The 18,825-nt window shown below is 42.8% G+C and carries 14 protein-coding genes, 1 other RNA gene and 1 pseudogene; 9 read left to right on the forward strand and 7 right to left on the reverse strand.

The genetic code is table 11. The features are described 5' to 3' along the window. Positions 1-243: 243 nt before the first annotated feature. The 4 genes from ACG9ZB_RS14415 to ACG9ZB_RS14430 all read right to left on the reverse strand — a co-directional run bounded on the left by ACG9ZB_RS14415 (position 244) and on the right by ACG9ZB_RS14430 (position 4,387). Entirely contained in the window at positions 244-495 is a 252-nt protein-coding gene (locus ACG9ZB_RS14415) for a VOC family protein (protein WP_419326446.1), read from the reverse strand. A 256-nt stretch (positions 496-751) separates the two neighbouring features. Then, a complete protein-coding gene (gene lon, locus ACG9ZB_RS14420; RefSeq protein ID WP_419326448.1) occupies positions 752-3,181 on the reverse strand; it encodes an endopeptidase La in 2,430 nt (809 codons plus the stop codon). Positions 3,182-3,329: 148 nt separating this feature from the next. Then, on the reverse strand, positions 3,330-3,920 hold the full coding sequence (locus ACG9ZB_RS14425) for a 5-formyltetrahydrofolate cyclo-ligase (protein WP_419326450.1): 591 nt from the start codon (positions 3,918-3,920) through the stop codon (positions 3,330-3,332). Between the two features lie 71 nt (positions 3,921-3,991). Beyond that, positions 3,992-4,387 (reverse strand): MerR family transcriptional regulator, encoded by a 396-nt coding sequence (locus ACG9ZB_RS14430; RefSeq protein ID WP_419326451.1) that lies wholly within the window; start codon positions 4,385-4,387, stop codon positions 3,992-3,994. Positions 4,388-4,468: 81 nt separating this feature from the next. On the opposite strand from ACG9ZB_RS14430, the gene ACG9ZB_RS14435 reads away from it, so the two are divergent. The 7 genes and pseudogenes from ACG9ZB_RS14435 (at position 4,469) to ACG9ZB_RS14465 (ending at position 15,169) form a co-directional block, all read left to right on the forward strand. Next, on the forward strand, positions 4,469-7,360 hold the full coding sequence (locus ACG9ZB_RS14435; protein ID WP_419326453.1) for a heavy metal translocating P-type ATPase: 2,892 nt from the start codon (positions 4,469-4,471) through the stop codon (positions 7,358-7,360). A gap of 341 nt (positions 7,361-7,701) precedes the next feature. Continuing rightward, entirely contained in the window at positions 7,702-8,613 is a 912-nt protein-coding gene (gene mumR / locus ACG9ZB_RS14440; protein ID WP_419326455.1) for a LysR family transcriptional regulator MumR, read from the forward strand. 345 nt (positions 8,614-8,958) lie between these two features. Beyond that, positions 8,959-10,213: pseudogene (locus ACG9ZB_RS14445) on the forward strand (NRAMP family divalent metal transporter). A gap of 35 nt (positions 10,214-10,248) precedes the next feature. Beyond that, positions 10,249-11,031, forward strand: a complete 783-nt coding sequence (locus ACG9ZB_RS14450; protein ID WP_419326456.1) for a LamB/YcsF family protein — start codon at positions 10,249-10,251, stop codon at positions 11,029-11,031. Beyond that, positions 11,024-11,830: a putative hydro-lyase gene (locus ACG9ZB_RS14455; protein ID WP_419326458.1), complete on the forward strand. Its 807-nt coding sequence runs from the start codon at positions 11,024-11,026 to the stop codon at positions 11,828-11,830. Before ACG9ZB_RS14450 ends, ACG9ZB_RS14455 begins: the two co-directional genes overlap by 8 nt. 34 nt (positions 11,831-11,864) lie before the next feature. Beyond that, on the forward strand, positions 11,865-13,448 hold the full coding sequence (locus ACG9ZB_RS14460; protein ID WP_419326460.1) for a 5-oxoprolinase/urea amidolyase family protein: 1,584 nt from the start codon (positions 11,865-11,867) through the stop codon (positions 13,446-13,448). Continuing rightward, positions 13,448-15,169 carry an acetyl/propionyl/methylcrotonyl-CoA carboxylase subunit alpha gene (locus tag ACG9ZB_RS14465; protein WP_419326467.1) on the forward strand — a complete coding sequence of 574 codons (1,722 nt, stop codon included), beginning with the start codon at positions 13,448-13,450 and terminating at the stop codon, positions 15,167-15,169. Before ACG9ZB_RS14460 ends, ACG9ZB_RS14465 begins: the two co-directional genes overlap by 1 nt. Positions 15,170-15,451: 282 nt before the next feature. Here the strand turns inward: ACG9ZB_RS14465 and ssrS are convergent. The 3 genes from ssrS to ACG9ZB_RS14480 form a co-directional block, all read right to left on the reverse strand. Further along, positions 15,452-15,635, reverse strand: a non-coding RNA gene (gene ssrS, locus ACG9ZB_RS14470) — 6S RNA. 99 nt (positions 15,636-15,734) lie between these two features. Further along, positions 15,735-16,019 carry a cell division protein ZapA gene (locus ACG9ZB_RS14475; RefSeq protein ID WP_004694243.1) on the reverse strand — a complete coding sequence of 95 codons (285 nt, stop codon included), beginning with the start codon at positions 16,017-16,019 and terminating at the stop codon, positions 15,735-15,737. 2 nt (positions 16,020-16,021) lie between these two features. Continuing rightward, positions 16,022-16,573: a hypothetical protein gene (locus tag ACG9ZB_RS14480; protein WP_419326461.1), complete on the reverse strand. Its 552-nt coding sequence runs from the start codon at positions 16,571-16,573 to the stop codon at positions 16,022-16,024. Positions 16,574-16,637: 64 nt separating this feature from the next. Here ACG9ZB_RS14480 and ACG9ZB_RS14485 point away from each other — a divergent pair, with 64 nt between their 5' ends. Beyond that, positions 16,638-17,270 carry a UPF0149 family protein gene (locus tag ACG9ZB_RS14485; RefSeq protein WP_419326463.1) on the forward strand — a complete coding sequence of 211 codons (633 nt, stop codon included), beginning with the start codon at positions 16,638-16,640 and terminating at the stop codon, positions 17,268-17,270. An 80-nt stretch (positions 17,271-17,350) separates the two neighbouring features. Continuing rightward, complete coding sequence (gene pepP, locus ACG9ZB_RS14490; RefSeq protein WP_419326464.1) at positions 17,351-18,673, forward strand: Xaa-Pro aminopeptidase; 1,323 nt, start codon at positions 17,351-17,353, stop codon at positions 18,671-18,673. The last annotated feature ends 152 nt before the right edge of the window (positions 18,674-18,825 follow it).

The following is an 18,825-nucleotide window of genomic DNA, read 5'->3' on the forward strand; positions in this document are numbered from 1 at the left end:
TATTTTGAGTAATAAAAAACGCAGTTCCCAAGTAGTGAGAACTGCGATAAAAGGTCATCCGTCTGGAGAATCAGATGACCATGCAATTTCAAACCATCAATAAAAAGAAACATACAGCGCGTATATATTCTTATTCTTTATATCGGGCTTTTTATCGATTTTTCAAGTCTAAAGCATGATAGAGGAAAAGGTTTAATGCAAAAATTCAAACAAGCTAAGCGAAAATTTGGAGTTTCATTCGTTTCACTTCATGGAATGTAGGCCAATCATATTTCCTTCGCTATCAAAGACCAACACAATAAAACCATATTCACCAATGGCCGTTTTTGCTTCATGAATTTTTCCGCCCGATTCAACAAACCGGCTCGCCTCATTCCCACAATCATCACATGAAAAATAGATAAAGGTATTGTTTCCTCCTGCGGATAGGCCTGGCATTTTCACCAGTGCACCTGAAGCGCCACAGGCTTGCATGTCTGAGGGGAAAGCCCACATTTGCAGTGAATTATCATCCGCTGGTGGGTTAATTGAGTTTATTGAATGTTAAAAACAAATTAATAAAATTGTTTGGCACGAGATAAGTCATCCACATAAATTTCAAACCAACCAATCGGATTTTTCATTTTAGTTGTCCTACATGTATCCCTTGATCAAATTATTCTAGGAAATAAAAGCATAAAGATGTGTGGTGTTATCTACAGTAAATTGTAATAAAAAAGAGAGCCGAAGCTCTCTTTTTTACGATGCGAAATTAGTGGCGTGCAGCTTTTTTGCCTTCATCGACCGCTTTCACAATTGGTGCTTTGACCAAAGGTTCAGGCATAGATGTCAACGCCAGTGGTAAAATCTCATCAATTGATTTAACCGCTTTAATCTCTAAGCCTTCTTTGACATTGTCAGGGATTTCAGATAAATCACGGATGTTGTCTTGAGGAATGAAGACCAGCTTAATTCCACCACGGTGTGCAGCCAGTAGTTTCTCTTTCAAGCCACCAATGCGCATTGCACGACCACCAAGACTGGTTTCACCTGTCATGGCAATATCAGGACGAATTGGGATGCCTGTGAAAGCAGAAACCAATGCAGTTGTTAACGCTAAACCTGCAGAAGGGCCATCTTTTGGTGTTGCACCTTCTGGTAAGTGGACGTGAACATCGGTTTCTTCGAAACGTGTCGACTCGATACCTAATTCATCTGCACGGGTACGCACCACAGTCATAGCAGCGGTAATCGATTCTTTCATCACATCACCGAGTGAACCAGTGGTAATAAATTTACCTTTACCTTTGACCGCAGCAACTTCAATGGTCAACAACTCACCACCGACTGAAGTCCACGCTAAACCGTTTACGCGACCGACTTGGGCTTCGTCTTCCGCCATACCAAAGTCAAACTTATGTGGACCTAAGTAGTCTGGAAGATTGGCAGAATTCACATCAATCTGAAGATTTTTAGACTTCTTGCTGACGGCTTCTTTTACAACTTTACGGGCAATTTTAGAGACTTCACGCTCTAAGCTACGAACACCAGCTTCACGTGTATAACGTTGCACGATGTCACGAATTGCTTCTTCGTGAACGGTCAATTCTTTCGCACGTAGGCCATTGTTCTTCATTGCTTTCGGAACAAGGTAACGCTCAGCAATATTCACTTTTTCATCTTCGGTATAACCCGGTAGACGAATCACTTCCATACGGTCAAGCAATGCTTCTGGAATATTCATGCTGTTGGCAGTACAAATGAACATCACTTCAGACAAGTCCAGATCAAGATCTAAATAGTGATCGTTAAACTTGCTGTTCTGTGATGGATCGAGTACTTCAAGCAATGCAGAAGCAGGGTCGCCTCGGTAGTCTTGTGCCATCTTGTCGATTTCGTCGAGCAAGAACAATGGGTTTTTCACGCCAACTTTCGTTAAAGATTGCACAATTTTACCCGGCATCGCACCGATATAGGTACGACGGTGACCACGGATTTCCGCCTCGTCTCGTACGCCACCGAGTGCCATACGTACAAATTCACGACCTGTCGCTTTCGCAACAGATTCACCCAGTGAGGTTTTACCTACACCTGGAGGGCCAACCAAACAAAGGATTGGGCCTTTGAGTTTTTTCACGCGCGATTGTACTGCGAGATATTCCACAATACGATCTTTCACGTCATCTAAGCCGTAATGATCGGTATCCAAAATTTCTTGCGCTTTGCTTAAGTTAATGCTGACTTTGCTGGCTTTATTCCAAGGCGTATCTAAGATAGCCTCGATATAATTGCGCACCACAGCTGCTTCACTAGACGCAGGTTGCATTGCTTTGAGTTTACGGAATTCGCTTTCAGCTTTTTTACGCACATGTTCAGGCAAATCAGCTTCGGCAAGACGTTTTTCAATTTCAGCAACGTCATCTTCCGCGCTGCCATTCATGTCAGAAAGCTCACGCTGAATGACCTTCATCTTTTCATTGAGGAAGTATTCGCGTTGATTTTTCTCCATTTGACGCTTCACTGAGTCATGTAAAGTTTGCTCAATCTGTTGTTCTTCAGATTGTTGCAATAAATACGTCATCAGTTCTTGTAGATGTGCTTCAAACTCATCGTGTTCGAGGAATTTTTGCTTCACATCAATATTCAGTGGAACACGGGTCGCTACGAAGAATAACAATTGTAGTAAATCATCAATCTTGTTCGCTGCAGCAATCAGTTCACGTGCATTACGCAGTTTTGCTTCAGCATATTGAGCAAACAGGGCACGTAATTCTTGGACACGTGTTTCTTGCGTTGTTACGTCAATGTTGATTGACATTGGACTAAGCGCATGTTCTGCGGTTAGATAATCATTTTCATCAATGATTTTTTCTAGCTTTGAACGATGCAAGCCTTCAATTAATACTTTTATACAGTTTTCATCATTTTCGTGATTCACAACTTGCACAATCTTCGCGACAGTACCGTATTGATACAAATTGTCGTGATCAATTTCTTCTGTAAGCGAATCTTTTTGCGCAACTACAAATACTAGATTGTCACTGTTACGAGCCACATCAACTGCATTGATCGATTTTTCACGACCTACAAATAGCGCGATTTGCATGTGCGGATAAACCACCACATCACGTAGCGCTAAAAGCGGTAATACACTTGGAACCTGAGGCTCTAAGGTTTCTTGATTCATAATAATTTCAGACATGGGCACTCCTAATGAGTGACAACGGTGTTGCCATGTTTTTTATAGTGATGGGTATTTTAAAAAATACAAGGGCAGGTCAAAATAAATTGTATAAAAAATGACTAAACATGTGATTTTTAAGTATTCTCAACAGTCAAAAATGTCAATTTTAGCGCTTGAAGCGTAAATGTTGTTGAGGGGTCAGCAGTCCATCCAAAGGTTGATCCCATTTTTCTCGAATCAAGCGCTGTGGCACCAACTGGAAATGATGGGCTAAACCCAAACGAAACGGACGGTGATAGCGCGAAGAAGCCAAGGTTTTGTCGTAAAAACCACCGCCCATGCCAATGCGTGTGCCATAAGGATCACATGCCAATAAGGGCATGAGTAGCAGATCTAAATGTGAAACGTGCTGGCCACGTGTTGCCATGGGCTCTTGCATACCCAGCGGATGGTGTGAAAAGCGTTTATTTTGAAATTGATGACGTGAAACTTTGACCCACACCAAGCGCTGATTCATATTACAAATCATCGGTAAATACACTGCTTTTTTTTGATGAAAACAATATTCAATGATTTTACGGGTCTGAATTTCCCCAAAAGCATGTAGGTAGATCCCGACGCGAGTGGCATGTTTGAATTCGGGCGCACGTCTTAGGCGCTGTAAAATTTGAAGTTCGGACTGCTGCTGTTGATAGGCGGAAACTTGTCTGCGTTGCTTGCGAAGCTGTTTTCTGAGTTGGGCAAGTTCAATCGACATTGTGAACGCAGTCCTGAGAATCGAAAAGGTGTGTGTGAAAATGATCGTCAAATTTCAAAGATGGTATCTGTTTATGGTGCAATCCTTGAACCTTTTTTTAGCTCTTGCAAAATTGGGCAGCAACTGTCGGTGGTGGTTTTACATTCATCTACCCAAGTTGAAAGACGCTGTTTCAGTGCATTTAATTCTTGAATCCGTTGATCAATTTTTTCTAGTCGTTGCTGAATCACATCACGTACTTTTTCGCGATCATCCAGTTGCAAATGTAGTAGATCCTGAATTTCACTGAGTTGTAAGCCCGCATCTTTGCCTTTTTGTATAAAGCTTAAGGTTTCAATATCTTGCTGACTGTAATAACGATAGTTTTGCGAGGTTTCAGGAATGCGCATCAGGCCGATCCGTTGATAATAACGAATGGTTTCCACATTCACCTGACAGTGTTTTGCTAGTTTGCCAATAGTGAGCATAAAATAATCTCCAAAAGGCTTGACTCAGTACCTAGGTACAGACTTTATGCTAACACAATCAAAAATAAAAGGTGAGTCAGAATGAGTGAACAACACAAGACTTCTTGCTGTTCCAAACAGAAATTAGCGCCGATGGTGGTGAATATCGATCCTGTCTGTGCGATGACGGTCGCAGAGGACTCTCTTCATGTGTATGAGCATCAATCAGTTCGTTATTTGTTTTGTTGTTCGAGCTGTCTAAAGAAATTTTCGTCCAACCCAGAGGCTTATTTAACATCAGAAAAAGCGCCCAGTGCTTGTTGCAGTAAACCCAAAGTGGATTTAGCTGAGGCATCTTTGCAACCTCAAGATGGGGCTATGGTTGCAGTTTCAAAGCCAGAGTTAGGCTCGGAGAAGACCAAATTTATTGATCCAGTATGCGGTATGACCGTAACGGATTTAAGCAAACCTCACACCGAGTGGCAGGGGCAGAACTACTACTTTTGTAGTGAAAAATGTCAGCAAAAATTCGTTGCTAATCCAGAGGCTTATGTAAATGCTGAACGTTCAGATTTTGTAGTTAAAGCTTCAGACTGTTGTGGGTCGACCCCGAAAGTAGTTGAGAAAAAAGCATCCTGTTGTAAGCCTAAGCCGCAAACAGAATCAGACAACAAAGCAAGTTGCTGTGGTGGAGGAAAGCATGAACATACTGCTCCATCTAGATCAGCTGAGTTTATTGACCCCGTATGTGGTATGTCAGTCGATCCTAATACAGAGTTAAAAACGGATTATCAGCAACAGATTTATTATTTCTGTAATCCTTCCTGCTTAGATAAGTTTAAAGGGGATCCTGAGTTTTATCTGATTCCACCCGATCAGCGTCCTGTGCCTGAAGGGGCTGTGGATATGGACTATACCTGTCCGATGGACCCTGAAATTGTACAAAAAGGACCGGGGACGTGTCCGATTTGTGGTATGGCATTGGAGCCGATGCAACCGACTTTAGATGATGCACCCAACCCAGAGTTGGTGGACTTTAGCCATCGCTTTTGGATGACTTTATCACTGACGTTGATTGTATTTGTACTGGCGATGGGTTCGCACATTCATAGTTTCATTTCACCGCATATTCAGCCGTGGATTGAGTTAGTCCTTGCGACTCCTGTGGTGCTGTGGGCAGGTAAACCCTTTATTGAACGTTGCTGGACTTCGTATAAAACCCGCAACTTAAATATGTGGAGCCTGATTGGTGTTGGGGTGTTGGCGGCCTATATTTATAGTGTCGTGGCAACGATTTTCCCAAGTGTGATTCCAATGGAAGCCAAAACTGGGCATGGCGTTGCAGTGTACTTTGAAGCAGCCTGTATGATCGTGTCTTTAAGTTTACTTGGGCAAATCATGGAGTTAAAAGCACGTGCCAAGACTGCAGATTCACTGAAAGCCTTACTCAAACTGCAAGCCAACACAGCTAAGTTGGTTCAAAACGATCAAGTGGTAGAAGTGGATATCGGCATGGTCAAACAAGGCGATATTTTACAGATTTCCTCGGGCGAGCAGATCCCACTGGATGGTGTGGTGGTTGAAGGCAAAACCTATGTCGATGAAGCCATGATGACAGGTGAACCTGTACCTGTGAAAAAGCAAATACATGACACGGTAATCGGCGGTACGGTCAATCAACAAGGCAGTATCCGTATTCAAACTACGGCGGTCGGGGCGAATACCACTTTGGCGAAAATGATTCAAACGGTAGCAGAAGCACAGCGCTCTAAAGCACCGTTACAACGTTTGGCCGATGTGTTTGCCAAGTACTTTGTCATCATCGTGCTCTTGATTAGTGTGCTGACCTTTGCTGCTTGGATGATCTTTGGTGGTGCACAATTTGACTTGGCTCTGATGTGTGCGGTGGCGGTACTTATTATTGCTTGCCCATGTGCGCTGGGTTTAGCGACGCCAATGTCTGTGATGGCTACTACAGGGCGTGCAGCGCAGAAAGGGGTACTGTTTAAGGATGCAGAAGCGATTGAAGCTTTAAGTAAAGTGAATACCCTGATTGTCGATAAAACAGGGACTTTGACTGAAGGTAAACCAAGCCTGAAAGAAATTCAGTTGCTCAGCCCAAATGTGGAACAAGGACAAGTAGAACAGTGGATTGCTTCGATTGAGCAATATTCAAGTCATCCGATTGCACAGACTTTGACGCAAATTGTGCCTGCACAGCAATTGCTTAAAGTGGCAGACTTTGAGGATGTTACTGGCTTTGGTGTCAAAGGTCAGATTGGCGAGCAAACCCTCTATATTGGTAGCCAAAAGCTGCTTGAGCAACTCGGCATTACTCTAGATGATACTTTGCAAAGCCAGTTGAACCACCAACGTGCGACAGGCAATGTGATCAGTTTCTTAAGTAAAAGCCAAGAAGTGCTGGCTTATATTTCTATTCACGATGCGATTAAGGTCAATGCGCATCAAGTCATTCAACAGTTGATTGATGATGGTATTGAAGTGGTCATGGCAACAGGTGACCATGAACAAAATGCCCAGTTGGTCGCTCAGGAATTGGGTATTCAACAAGTCTATGGCAACTGTTCACCAACAGAAAAACTGGACATCGTGAAGAAATATCAGGCTCAAGGTAAAATTGTCGCGATGGCGGGAGATGGCATTAACGATGCACCAGCCTTAGCACAAGCCAATGTCGGAATTGCCATGGGCAATGGAACTGATATCGCGAAACAAACCGCGCAAGTGACCTTGGTTAAAGGTGATATTCGTGGCGCAGCCGATGCGCTACATATGGCGAAACTGGGTGTGCGTAATATGAAACAAAACCTTGCTTTTTCCTTTGTGTATAACGGTTTGGGTGTACCTGTGGCAGCAGGAATTTTCTATCCATTAACAGGCTTATTACTCACCCCAATGTTCGCTGCGGTGGCGATGTCATTGAGTTCATTGTCCGTAGTCTTAAATGCTTTACGTTTACAGAAGAGTAAATAAGCGTTTTTAGATTCTTGCGTTCTCTTTTTAAGTTGAGTTTCAAAATAAGCATCTTTTCAACAAAGGTGCTTTTTTTTGAAGATTGGTGATGGAATGAAGCGCAGCGCGAATAAACATTAATTTTTCAAGCCTCTTTTCTTGATTCAACTTGATTTAAAGAGCCTTGATCCGGTTCGAGCGAGTAAGGTTGTAAAAGACGCACAATTCATGTATTTGGGTAAGGCATAGCGCTTGAATGAGCGTCATCTCGTATGACATTTTGAAATTATATAAAACAGTAACTTAAAAAATAGGGGGAACTGCCGTACTATAAGCGGGATGTAGTAAAGGCAGGATTCAGGGTGAATTTAAAAAATCTAGAAGCATTTTATTGGGTTGTGACCTTAAATAGTTTCAATAAGGCTGCAACAAAATTACAAACGACCCAGCCTGCCGTTTCACAAAAAATCACCTCTCTTGAAAATGATCTAGGTTTTAAAGTTCTCGATCGCAGCTTTCGACAGCTTAAACCCACTCATAAAGGCATGACTCTGTTTAAATATGCTGAAAAGTTTATGCGTTTGGAAACCGATTTGGTGGCCGAGCTGACTGAAAACCAGTACCTAACAGGAACAATTCGTTTAGGTGTTTCCGAGACGATCGTTTATACGTGGCTGGTTGAATATATCGAAAAAGTACAAAAAGAGTTTCCTAAAGTTTCTGTGGAAATTGTGGTGGATTTAACCCCAAATTTGCAAGAAGGTGTGCGTACAGGGGATTTGGACATGGCCTTTTTGCTGGGCCCGACTTTGGCTTTCGAGTGTGTAGAGCAGGCGCTGTGTGACTTTGAACTGAGCTTCTTGGCAGCTCCATCTTTTAAAGGTGGTGTGGGTCAAATGTCGTTTAAGGCATTGATGTCTCATACCATTTTAACCTACCCGAAAATTACCTATCCCTATAAAGAGCTCAAGGCCAAAATGAAAGAACAGGCACTGGATGAGCCGCTTTCAATTACCAGTTATTCGCTTGCGACCTTATTGCGTCTTGCGGAGCAAGGTTTGGGGATCGCCGTTGTGCCGACCTTAACGGCGCTAAAGGAAATTACCGATGGTCGCTTGGAAATTTTAAATACCCCGATCCAGCTCAAAACCTTTCATTTCACCTCGATTTATATGCAAGGCAATGATGCAGCCTTGAAAGAGAAATTAACCGATGTCGCAGTCACTGTTTCTGAAAGTGCAATGAAAAGACTGCTTGAGAAAATTAAAAAATAATTGAGGCGTACGTAGCTTTTTGACAAGCGATGTTTCTTTATCTCAAAACGGAATTTGTTTGCAAAACCATAAACACAGCTTATCGTGTGTGATAAGTAAAATTTATCATCAGACTTTTAATAAATAAAAAATAATAAAATACAGTTATTTAGATTTAATAATGGATGTAAAAAGTCGTATTGTTCATCGCGCTTGCCTATGTTCTTATTTCAAATAGAAGATTTGATCCGCCATGGCTTTGGTTGGGCAACAGAGAATCTTTGTCAGTTAAAGGGATTTAAGAACAGAATTTGCAAACAAAATGATGTTCTTGGTTCAACTTGAAAATAGCGTTATTAAGCTCAAATGGACGAGGAACGCATTAAATATGTCTTTATTAAAATCTTCTTTTTTATCAGATCGCCAATGGGCCATTGTTGCTTCAATCTTCATGATGGCAACCTCCGCCATGGGACCTGGTTTTCTAACTCAAACCGCGGTCTTTACTGTGAAATTGGGTGCGGCGTTTGGCTTTGCCATTCTCGTGTCTATTTTGATTGATTATGTAGTTCAGCAAAATATTTGGCGTGTCGTCACGCTGACGCAAATGCGTGCCTCGGATATTGCCAATAAAGCCTTGCCGGGCAGCGGTTACTTACTGGCTTTTCTGGTCATTTTGGGTGGTTTCTTCTTCAGTATTGGTAATATTGCAGGCGCAGCTTTAGGTCTCAATGCATTATTTGGTTTGGACACTAAATGGGGTGGCATTTTAAGTGGTGCTTTAGCCATTTTAATTTTCGCATCTAGAAAAGCCACGTTAGCGATGGATAAGAGCATGATTGTTCTAGGATTGCTAAAGATTATTCTCATTATTATTGTTGCCGTGATTGTCATGCCACCAGTAGGGCAGGCAGTGCAGCAAACTTTTGCACCTGACCAAATTGATTTTGCCATCATTACCACGATTGTTGGTGGAACGGTTGGAGGCTATATCTGCTATGCAGGTGCCCATCGTTTACTGGATAAAGGTGCAGTTGGTCCTGAAAATATTGATGAAGTCGCAAGAGCAGCAACCAAAGGCATTGTGGTTGTAGGCATCATGCGCTATGTACTATTTCTAGCTTTCTTAGGTGTTGTTGTGAGTGGTGCAAGTATCGATTTAGCCAGCCATAATGCCAATCCAGCAGCTCAAGCATTTCAATATGCCGCAGGGACTTTCGGTTATAAATTATTTGGTCTGATTTTCTGGGCAGCTGGCATCAGTAGCACCATTGGAGCCGCTTATACTTCGGTTTCATTCTTTACTGCATTTAAGAAAAACCTCAGTCCCAAACAGACTAATTACACTACCATTACATTTATCGCTTTAGCGTTATTGCTGTATGTCGTACTAGGCGCAACCCCAGCTGGATTGTTGATCTTCGTTGGTGGCTTTAATGGCTTGGTACTGCCAATCGGTTTGACTATTTTTGTTTATGTAGCTGCTTGTCGTAAAGATATGATGGGGAATTATAACTATCCAAAATGGTTACTTATTTTGGGTGTACTCACGTGTATGTTGACATGGTGGATGGGCTATATGTCCTTTACCACAGTCTTTAATTATTTAACCAAACTTTAAGCTAGACGACGGTGAAGTGATAAAGGAATTAAGCCATGTTTGTAGATTTAAATAGTGACTTAGGTGAAAGTTTTGGTTCATGGAAAATGGGCAATGATGACCAAATTCTACCTGTTGTAACCAGTGCCAATATTGCATGTGGCTTTCATGCAGGAGATCCGCTGGGTATTTTAAAGACACTGGATAAAGCTGTTGAATTAAATGTCACGATTGGCGCGCATGTATCTTATCCAGACCTCGTCGGTTTTGGTCGACGTAATATGGATGTGTCACGTGACGAGTTGATTGCTGATGTGCTGTATCAAATTTCTGCACTGGATGGTTTAGCTAAAGTGGCTGGTTCTCAAGTGCAATATGTAAAACCACATGGCGCACTGTATAACACCATTGCACACGATCAAGCTCAAGCCGCTGCGGTGATTGATGCCATTAAAATGTATAACCCCGAACTGGTTTTGGTGGCACTGGCAGGTTCCCACTTGGTTGAACAAGCACGTGCGGCAGGCTTAAAAGTTGTCTCTGAGGCATTTGCAGACCGTGCTTATAACAGTGATGGTTCATTGGTTTCACGTCGTTCGGATGGGGCTGTTTTACATGATTCGGCGTTTGTGGCACGCCGTGTGGTGTCTATGTTGAAAAATGGTGGCGTTGAGTCGATTGATGGTGTATTTACCCCGATTCAAGCGGACACGATTTGCTTACATGGTGACACCGCGGGTGCTTTAGAGATGTCGGCTGCGATTAAAGCTGAACTGCTAAATCATCATATTGAAATTCGTCCCTTTGTCTTAAAGCATGAGGAAGTACGCAATGTATAAGGATATTCAAGTCGATTCAGCGCAGCTTGAAGCCGCTTTAGCCGCACGTTTAAAAATCCGTGCAGGCTTTGATAAACCAACGGCAGGTATGGCCGCGGGCATGACGCAGGTCAATATGATTTCGGTGCCTAAAGATTGGGCTTATGATTTTCTACTCTATGCACATCGTAATCCACAAAGCTGTCCTGTTTTAGATGTGTTAGAGGAAGGTGTTTATGCCACAAGACTGGCAGAAAACTCAGATATACGCACCGACTTTCCACGCTATCGTATCTGGAAAGAGGGTGAAATGGTCGATGAAGTCTCGGATGCGAGTGACATTTATCATGCACATCCTGACTTGGTGACACTTCTAATTGGCTGTAGTTTTTCTTTTGAAACTGCATTGCAAGAAGCAGGTATTGAAGTTCGTCATATCCATGATCAGACCAATGTACCGATGTATTTGAGTAATATTCAATGTCAGCCTGCGGGTCGTATTTCGGGCAACATGGTGGTGTCTATGCGCCCAATTCCATCCCATCAAATCGCGGATGCCGTCAAAATTACAGCACGGATGCCGAGTGTGCATGGTGCGCCTGTGCATATTGGACATCCTGAAGGTTTAGGCATTCGTGATGTGAATCAGCCAGACTTTGGCGATGCTTCACGTATTGAGGCTGGGGAAATTCCAGTGTTTTGGGCTTGTGGTGTAACCCCACAAGCGGCGGTGATGAACTCAAAAATTCCTTTTGCCATAAGCCATGCACCCGGTCATATGTTCATTACCGACATTCCTGATCGTGCATGGATAGGTTAAGCGGGACGAAAGAACAATTAAAAAGGATAGGCACATGCGTTTTTTATCGGTAAACGCGGATTGTTTTCTCATAGAGCTTGACAGCCTAGAGGAAACATTGGCGTTTTACAATAAATTGCACACGATGCAATTGAATGGAATTAAAGACTTAGTCCCTGCTGCAAAAACGATTTTGGTATTTTTTAATGAAATCGAGACTACATTTAAAACACTGGTTACTTCGATTCAGACTGTAAAAATCGGTTCAGGCGTTGAGCGTAATGTCCAAGAGCTGATTATTCCTATCTGCTATACGGGCGAAGATCTTGCTCAGGTTGCAGAGTTACAAGGGCTTTCAATTGCTAATGTGATTTTGAAGCATCGTCAAAGTGTTTGGAATGTGGCTTTTATCGGTTTTGCACCGGGCTTTGCTTATATGAGCAGTCCCGATCGACCTTTTACAGATATTCCTCGCTTAGCTGTGCCACGTAAAAAAATACCGTCGGGTTCTTTGGGACTGGCAGGACAATATTCTGGGATTTACCCGAAAGACAGTCCGGGGGGCTGGCAGTTGATCGGTACGACTGCTGAAAAAATGTGGGATCTAGAGCGTAAAAATCCAGCGCTATTGTTACCGGGGATGACGGTACATTTTGAAGATGTCACACATCAACCGACCACAGTCAGCGTAGCACAACAAGTCACGCGTACAGTTGAGCCCAAACAATCGATGCCTTTGTTTACGGTAACAGCACCGAGCCTACAGATGCTGATTCAAGATGAAGGGCGTTTTAACCAAACCAAGATTGGGGTTGGTGTTGCAGGGGCGATGGATGTATCGGCGATGCACAGTGCAAATCGAATTGTCGGTAACCCAACTCCGACGCCAGTAATTGAAGTTTTAAATGGTGGTTTGAAAGCCAAAATGCATCAGTCCGCAGTCATTGCGGTTACAGGAGCAATTTCAAACATCCATGTGAAATTTAGTGATGGCCAAAAGGCAGACTTTGAAAGTTATCAAGCGATTGCCCTTGATGAAGGTGATGAATTTCAGATTCAAGCACCCACGGCAGGACTGAGGAATTATTTGGCGATTCGTGGTGGTATTGACGTGCAGCCTGTACTGCATAGCGCCTCATTTGATAGTTTGGCCATATTAGGACCAGAACCTCTAAAAATGGGGGATACGGTTTATCAAGGACAGGTTGAAGTTTCAAATATCAGTGTCACCGAAGTTGCGAAGTTGAACTTGCCCAAAATAGGCGATGTGGTTGAGCTCGACATTGTGATGGGACCGCGAACGGATTGGTTCGAAGCAGAGAGCATTGAGCGCTTATGTCAGCAAGCTTGGCTTGTGACGAATGAAAGCAATCGAGTTGGACTGAGACTTTCAGGTGAGCAACCATTGAAACGCAAAATTACCCATGAGTTGGAAAGTGAGGGAACTTGTATTGGTGCCTTACAGATTCCACCCAGTGGTCAACCTGTACTGTTTATGAATGACCATCCCTTAACTGGTGGCTACCCCGTCATTGCAGCTGTAGCGAAGCATCATTGGGACTTGGTGGCACAGATTCCAGCAGGTTGCCAAATCAAATTTAAAAAAATGACCGAATTTACAGATTTTGAGAATGAATGATGACTACTGAAAAATTATTAATTGCAAACCGCGGTGAAATTGCCGTTCGTATTATTCATGCTTGCCGTGATATGGGTATTACATCGGTTGCGTTATATGCCGATGACGATATGGATAGTCTGCATGTCGAACTGGCGGATGAAGCATGGGGGGTGGCCGGTGCAACTGCACGTGAAACCTATTTAAATATTCCAGCCATTCTTGATGTTGCTAAAAAATCCAAAGCAACCATGGTTCATCCAGGTTATGGTTTTTTATCTGAACGTGCTGAATTCGCGCAGGCCGTAATTGATGCAGGGTTAAAGTGGGTCGGGCCGTCACCGAATGCCATTGAAAAGTTGGGTGATAAAATTGAAGCACGTAAGATAGCCGCTTCAGTGGGCGCACCTTTAGTTCATGGTACACAAGACCCCTTAAATAATGCTGATGAAGCACTCGAGTTTGCAAAGCAGTTTGGTTTACCTATTGCGATTAAAGCCGCTTTTGGCGGTGGTGGTCGCGGTTTAAAAGTCGTTTGGAAACTGGAAGATGTAAAAGAGCTGTATGATTCGGCTGTACGTGAAGCGCAAGCTGCCTTTGACCGCGGTGAGTGTTTTGTTGAGCAATACTTAGATCAACCACGCCATGTTGAAGCGCAAGTGATTGCCGATCAACATGGCAATGTAGTGGTTTTAGGTACACGTGACTGTTGTCTACAACGTCGTAATCAGAAGCTGATTGAAGAGGCCCCAGCACCTTTTATCAGCGATGCAATTTATGAAGAAATTTTAACTTCGGCTAAAAATATCTGTCAGGCAGCTAATTATGTCGGTGCGGGTACAGTTGAATATTTGCTGAGCCGTGATGGAAAGCTTTCATTTTTAGAGGTTAATACCCGCTTGCAGGTGGAACATCCTGTTACTGAAGAAACTGCCAAAGTTGATTTGGTGGTTGAGCAAATTCGAGTGGCTCAAGGTCATGAACTTTCAATCAAAGAAACTCCGAAAGCGCAGGGACATGCCATTGAGTTTCGTATCAATGCTGAAGATCCTGCTCGTGGCTTTATTCCTGCATTTGGTGTATTGAGTTTATTTGAAGCACCGTTTGGTCAGGGCGTACGCGTAGACACAGGTGTTCGTACAGGCTCTTTGGTGTCGAGTCATTTTGATTCGCTCATGGCCAAACTGATTATCACAGGTCCAACCCGTGAGGTTGCTATTGCTCGTGCTAAACGTGCGCTGAAGCAATTTAAAATTGAAGGGGTTGCGTCGGTTTTAGACTTTCACCGTGCAGTATTAAATGAAACTGATTTTTCCAACACATTTAATGTCCATACTCGTTGGATTGAAAATGATTTTAAACAGGACTTAAAGCCAGCGAAACGCAGTATTCCGAATCATCAACAGCCGATGTTACTCAGCTATATTGAAATTGATGGGAAATTACATCGTTTAGGCTTACCTGCGGGCATGTTTGCACAAAGCCCTACAATGACGTCTCAAGACCAACCAGCTACAGAAACAGCAGTGAGTACCGAACACTTACTTGCTCCAATAAATGGCGTAATTAGCGCTTGGAAAGTAGAAAACGGGGAGCAGGTCGTAGAGGGGCAAGTAGTGGCGATTATGGAGGCTATGAAAATGGAAGTCGCTGTACTTGCACATCAAAGTGGGATAATTCAGTTGATAGCTCAGCAGGGAGTGACTTGTCACGCAGAGCATATTATTGGATCGATTTGCTAAAAAATTAAATCATGTGAATGAACCTGATGCAGCATTCAGCTAAGTCAGGTTTTTCATTTGGAAATGCTTAAAATTTGGGGGCTAGTTAGCTTTATCTTATGGACAAATAAAGTAGAAAAATGGTTCGATAAAGATTTAATAGTCCAATAAAAGCGTTATTTTAAGAGAGAAATTCAAGAATCATTTTGTTCGGTAGCAGGGAGACAAGATGAAAACGATAAGCTTGAAAAATAAAAATCAAAGGGTATTAGCGATGAATGTAATTATTATTTTAACTAAATAAAGGACTCCGAAGATGCCGCTGCATGTGTCGTTACCCTGAACCCGATGAGTTCAAGGTGGACGCGACGTATACTTGCTGGGTTTCCCACACGAAAGTGGGCATACACTCTAAATATACAGAACACATCCATAAGTTTAAGTATCGGCAGGGGAATAGACCCGCTGGCGAACACCTCAGAGTTGCCTTAAGTATAACGAATCTCACGCTGATGGCAACTCATACACCGCTACGAACTGTAAACAACTGAAGTAAGTGTTGATACTTTATTCAATTCAGTCGAGTTTAAACAAGTTCCGCAACGTCATCGATAATATTTGCCAGTAATCGTTCTGCGTGTGCATACTCTTGCAGTGTTTTATTCATCGACAACACTTCTTGCATTAACTCTAGTGCCACCATAATGATAATTTTACTGGGTTCTACCCGTGGCGCTTTACGGCGAAACTCATCATATTTATCATTTAAAAGCAGAGCTGCACGTTCAAGGTCGGCTTTTTCTTTTTCCGTTGTGACTAAACGAAAGCTATGGCCTAAGACACGTAATTCAACGGTAATTGGTTCGCTCATGATTAAACTTCCTCGCCAGCTTCAGTAGGATGGGCAAGTTGTTGAATTTCTTGCGCGTGATGGTCTTGCTCTGTACCTAAAATAGCCAAACGCTGGATGATTGCTTCGACTTTAGCTTTGGCATGTTCATTTTTTTGTAACAATCTTTCACGTTCTTGCTGAAGTGCTTGGATTTCTTGCTGCGCTTGACGTTGATCATTGTTCAATTTTTCTCTAATTGCACGTAATTCATTACGCTCAGCCAAGATTTCTTGAAAGCGATTTTTTAAATCAGTACAACTTTTTTCCAAACGACTATAACGATCGGCCAAAGCAGTCGCATCAGTGTTCAAATGTTGATATTGGGTCTGAGCGCTGCTTAATTGCTCAGTTAAATCATCAATTTGTTCTTGTTTCTGGGTAATTAAGCCATTTTTTTGCACAACTTGAGAACGATGCTGTTCTTCAGCATCCAGTTTGGCTGCATTTAAAGTGCTATTTTCACTTTCAAGATGAGCAAGTCGCGTTTTTAAAACGCCAATATGCGCCTGTAGACGCTGTAATTCTTCTAACATATCGTGGTCGCACAGTGTTGCAAACAAAGGTAATATATAAGAAGTATAGAGATTGGATAAACGAATGCAAGACGATATTTCAGGTTGGTCAGAATGGCAGCCAAATTTTTCTAAAATTGAAGAGATTTCTAGCCCAAGTGAGTTACATGGTTTACTCACGGGTATCATTTGTGTAACTCAGGCACCAAGCCGTGAAGAGTGGCAACACATCCTCACGACTTTGGAAATTCCCGAGTTAAATGAAGAAGCTTTGGCTTTATTAGCCGATGAAGCAGAAGATGTCGCACATGCACTTTCTGAAGATGAATTGGACTATTTACCATTACTTCCCGATGACACGCATACGCTCGCAGACCGTGTACAAGCTTTGGCGGATTGGTGTGCAGGCGTAGTGCTGGGCTTTGGTTTGGCGTCAGGTCATATTCGCCCAGATGAAATGGAACTGATCGAACATTTACAAGATGTCGCGGCAGTTGAGTTTGAAGAAACTGATGATGATGAAGAGGGGGAGGAGAGCTATCAAGAATTATATGAGTTTGTTCGTTTAATTCCTGTGAGCTTATCTGTGGGTCGCAAAAAGATTGCGGTTGAGGACAGTTCTTTACTTAAACACTTTCATAACAAGCAACAAGCTGATCGTTCTGTAACAGAAGCGAACAATGTTGTAGAAATGTTTACACCGCATCGCCCAAGCTAATTGGCATAAGACTTGCTGCGCGTACAATATAAGGTGCGCGTGGCACTTTTATTCTTTGGTACAAAAAAGACAGATCAAACATGAAACTAACGCAAGTGGATTTTCAGGAACGCCGTGATCGTTTGGCCGCACAAATGGGTCCGAACAGTATTGCCATTATTGCAACTAGCCCGGTGGCGATGCGTAATCGTGATGCAGACTATAAATACCGTACTGATAGCAGTTTTTTTTATCTGACCGGTTTTGCTGAGCCTGAAGCCGTGGCGGTCATCGAAACCTTTGCCGAAGACGATGAAGATGGTTATAGCTACAGTTTGTTCTGCCGTGAACGTGACCGCGAGATGGAAATCTGGAATGGTTACCGCGCAGGTGTGGATGGGGCGGTAGACGACTATGAAGCTGACGAAGCGTATGCGATAGATTTGTTAGATGAAGAAATCATTGAAAAACTCTTAAGCAAAGAAAAATTATTCTATCGTATTGGGCAACACCCTGAATTTGATGCGCGTGTAGCAAAATGGATCACGACTGCCAATGGAGAGTCACGTCGTGGGACTGCTGCACCTGCACAAGTGATACAGCTAGACCGTATTTTAGATGAAATGCGTTTGTTTAAATCAGCACAAGAAATTGAATTGATGCAAACGGCTTCCAATATCTCTGCACAAGCTCATACTCGTGCCATGCAAACTGTTAAGCCAGGCATGATGGAATATGCTCTAGAAGCTGAGCTGAATTATGTATTTGGTCAAAATGGCTGTGTACCGTCGTATAACAGCATTGTCGGTGGTGGTGAAAACGCTTGCATTTTGCACTATGTAGAGAATAACAAAGAGCTAAAAGATGGCGATTTGGTGCTGATCGACGCAGCGTGTGAATATGAATATTATGCTTCAGACATCACCCGTACTTTTCCCGTCAATGGAAAGTTCAGCCCTGAGCAAAAAGCTCTTTATAATGTAGTCCTCGATGCACAACTTGCTGCAATTGACGCAGTGCGTGTAGGCAACTCGTATAAAGAACCACATAATGTTGCTGTGCGCATTCTAGTCCAAGGTCTACTTGATCTGGGGATTATGCAAGGTGATATTGAAGAGATAATCCAAAAGGAAAGTTTCCGTCAGTTTTATATGCATGGTACAGGACACTGGCTCGGTATGGATGTGCACGATGTCGGTTCATATAAGCAAGAAGGTGTGTGGCGTACCTATGAAGAAGGCATGGTGGTGACGGTTGAACCAGGCTTGTACATTGCACCTGATGATGAAACGGTCGATGCGAAATGGCGTGGTATTGGTATTCGTATTGAAGATGACATCGTAGCAACCAAAAACGGTCCACTGAATTTGACTTCGAAAGTGGTGAAGTCGGTAGACGAGATTGAAGCCTTAATGGCGCGATAAATATAATTTACTGTATAAAAGCCGATCATGAGATCGGCTTTTATTTTTTATAAGGTTGTCCCGTCCTGAAATAAGTTTACACCTTAAGAGACTTATTTTATGGAACATGCACGAGAACAACGAGTTAAACGTACACAACGTGATTATAGCTT

This window comes from Acinetobacter johnsonii (genome assembly GCF_048551975.1).
Taxonomy (GTDB): domain Bacteria; phylum Pseudomonadota; class Gammaproteobacteria; order Pseudomonadales; family Moraxellaceae; genus Acinetobacter; species Acinetobacter johnsonii_A.

What these genes read in the sequence shown, in the direction of transcription:
- ACG9ZB_RS14415 (WP_419326446.1), bottom strand. Translation starts at nt 495, where the DNA reads ATGTGGGCTTTCCCCTCAGACATGCAAGCCTGTGGCGCTTCAGGTGCA.
- lon (WP_419326448.1), bottom strand. Translation starts at nt 3,181, where the DNA reads ATGTCTGAAATTATTATGAATCAAGAAACCTTAGAGCCTCAGGTTCCA.
- ACG9ZB_RS14425 (WP_419326450.1), bottom strand. Translation starts at nt 3,920, where the DNA reads ATGTCGATTGAACTTGCCCAACTCAGAAAACAGCTTCGCAAGCAACGC.
- ACG9ZB_RS14430 (WP_419326451.1), bottom strand. Translation starts at nt 4,387, where the DNA reads ATGCTCACTATTGGCAAACTAGCAAAACACTGTCAGGTGAATGTGGAA.
- ACG9ZB_RS14435 (WP_419326453.1), top strand. Translation starts at nt 4,469, where the DNA reads ATGAGTGAACAACACAAGACTTCTTGCTGTTCCAAACAGAAATTAGCG.
- ACG9ZB_RS14450 (WP_419326456.1), top strand. Translation starts at nt 10,249, where the DNA reads ATGTTTGTAGATTTAAATAGTGACTTAGGTGAAAGTTTTGGTTCATGG.
- ACG9ZB_RS14455 (WP_419326458.1), top strand. Translation starts at nt 11,024, where the DNA reads ATGTATAAGGATATTCAAGTCGATTCAGCGCAGCTTGAAGCCGCTTTA.
- ACG9ZB_RS14460 (WP_419326460.1), top strand. Translation starts at nt 11,865, where the DNA reads ATGCGTTTTTTATCGGTAAACGCGGATTGTTTTCTCATAGAGCTTGAC.
- ACG9ZB_RS14465 (WP_419326467.1), top strand. Translation starts at nt 13,448, where the DNA reads ATGACTACTGAAAAATTATTAATTGCAAACCGCGGTGAAATTGCCGTT.
- ACG9ZB_RS14475 (WP_004694243.1), bottom strand. Translation starts at nt 16,019, where the DNA reads ATGAGCGAACCAATTACCGTTGAATTACGTGTCTTAGGCCATAGCTTT.
- ACG9ZB_RS14480 (WP_419326461.1), bottom strand. Translation starts at nt 16,573, where the DNA reads ATGTTAGAAGAATTACAGCGTCTACAGGCGCATATTGGCGTTTTAAAA.
- ACG9ZB_RS14485 (WP_419326463.1), top strand. Translation starts at nt 16,638, where the DNA reads ATGCAAGACGATATTTCAGGTTGGTCAGAATGGCAGCCAAATTTTTCT.
- pepP (WP_419326464.1), top strand. Translation starts at nt 17,351, where the DNA reads ATGAAACTAACGCAAGTGGATTTTCAGGAACGCCGTGATCGTTTGGCC.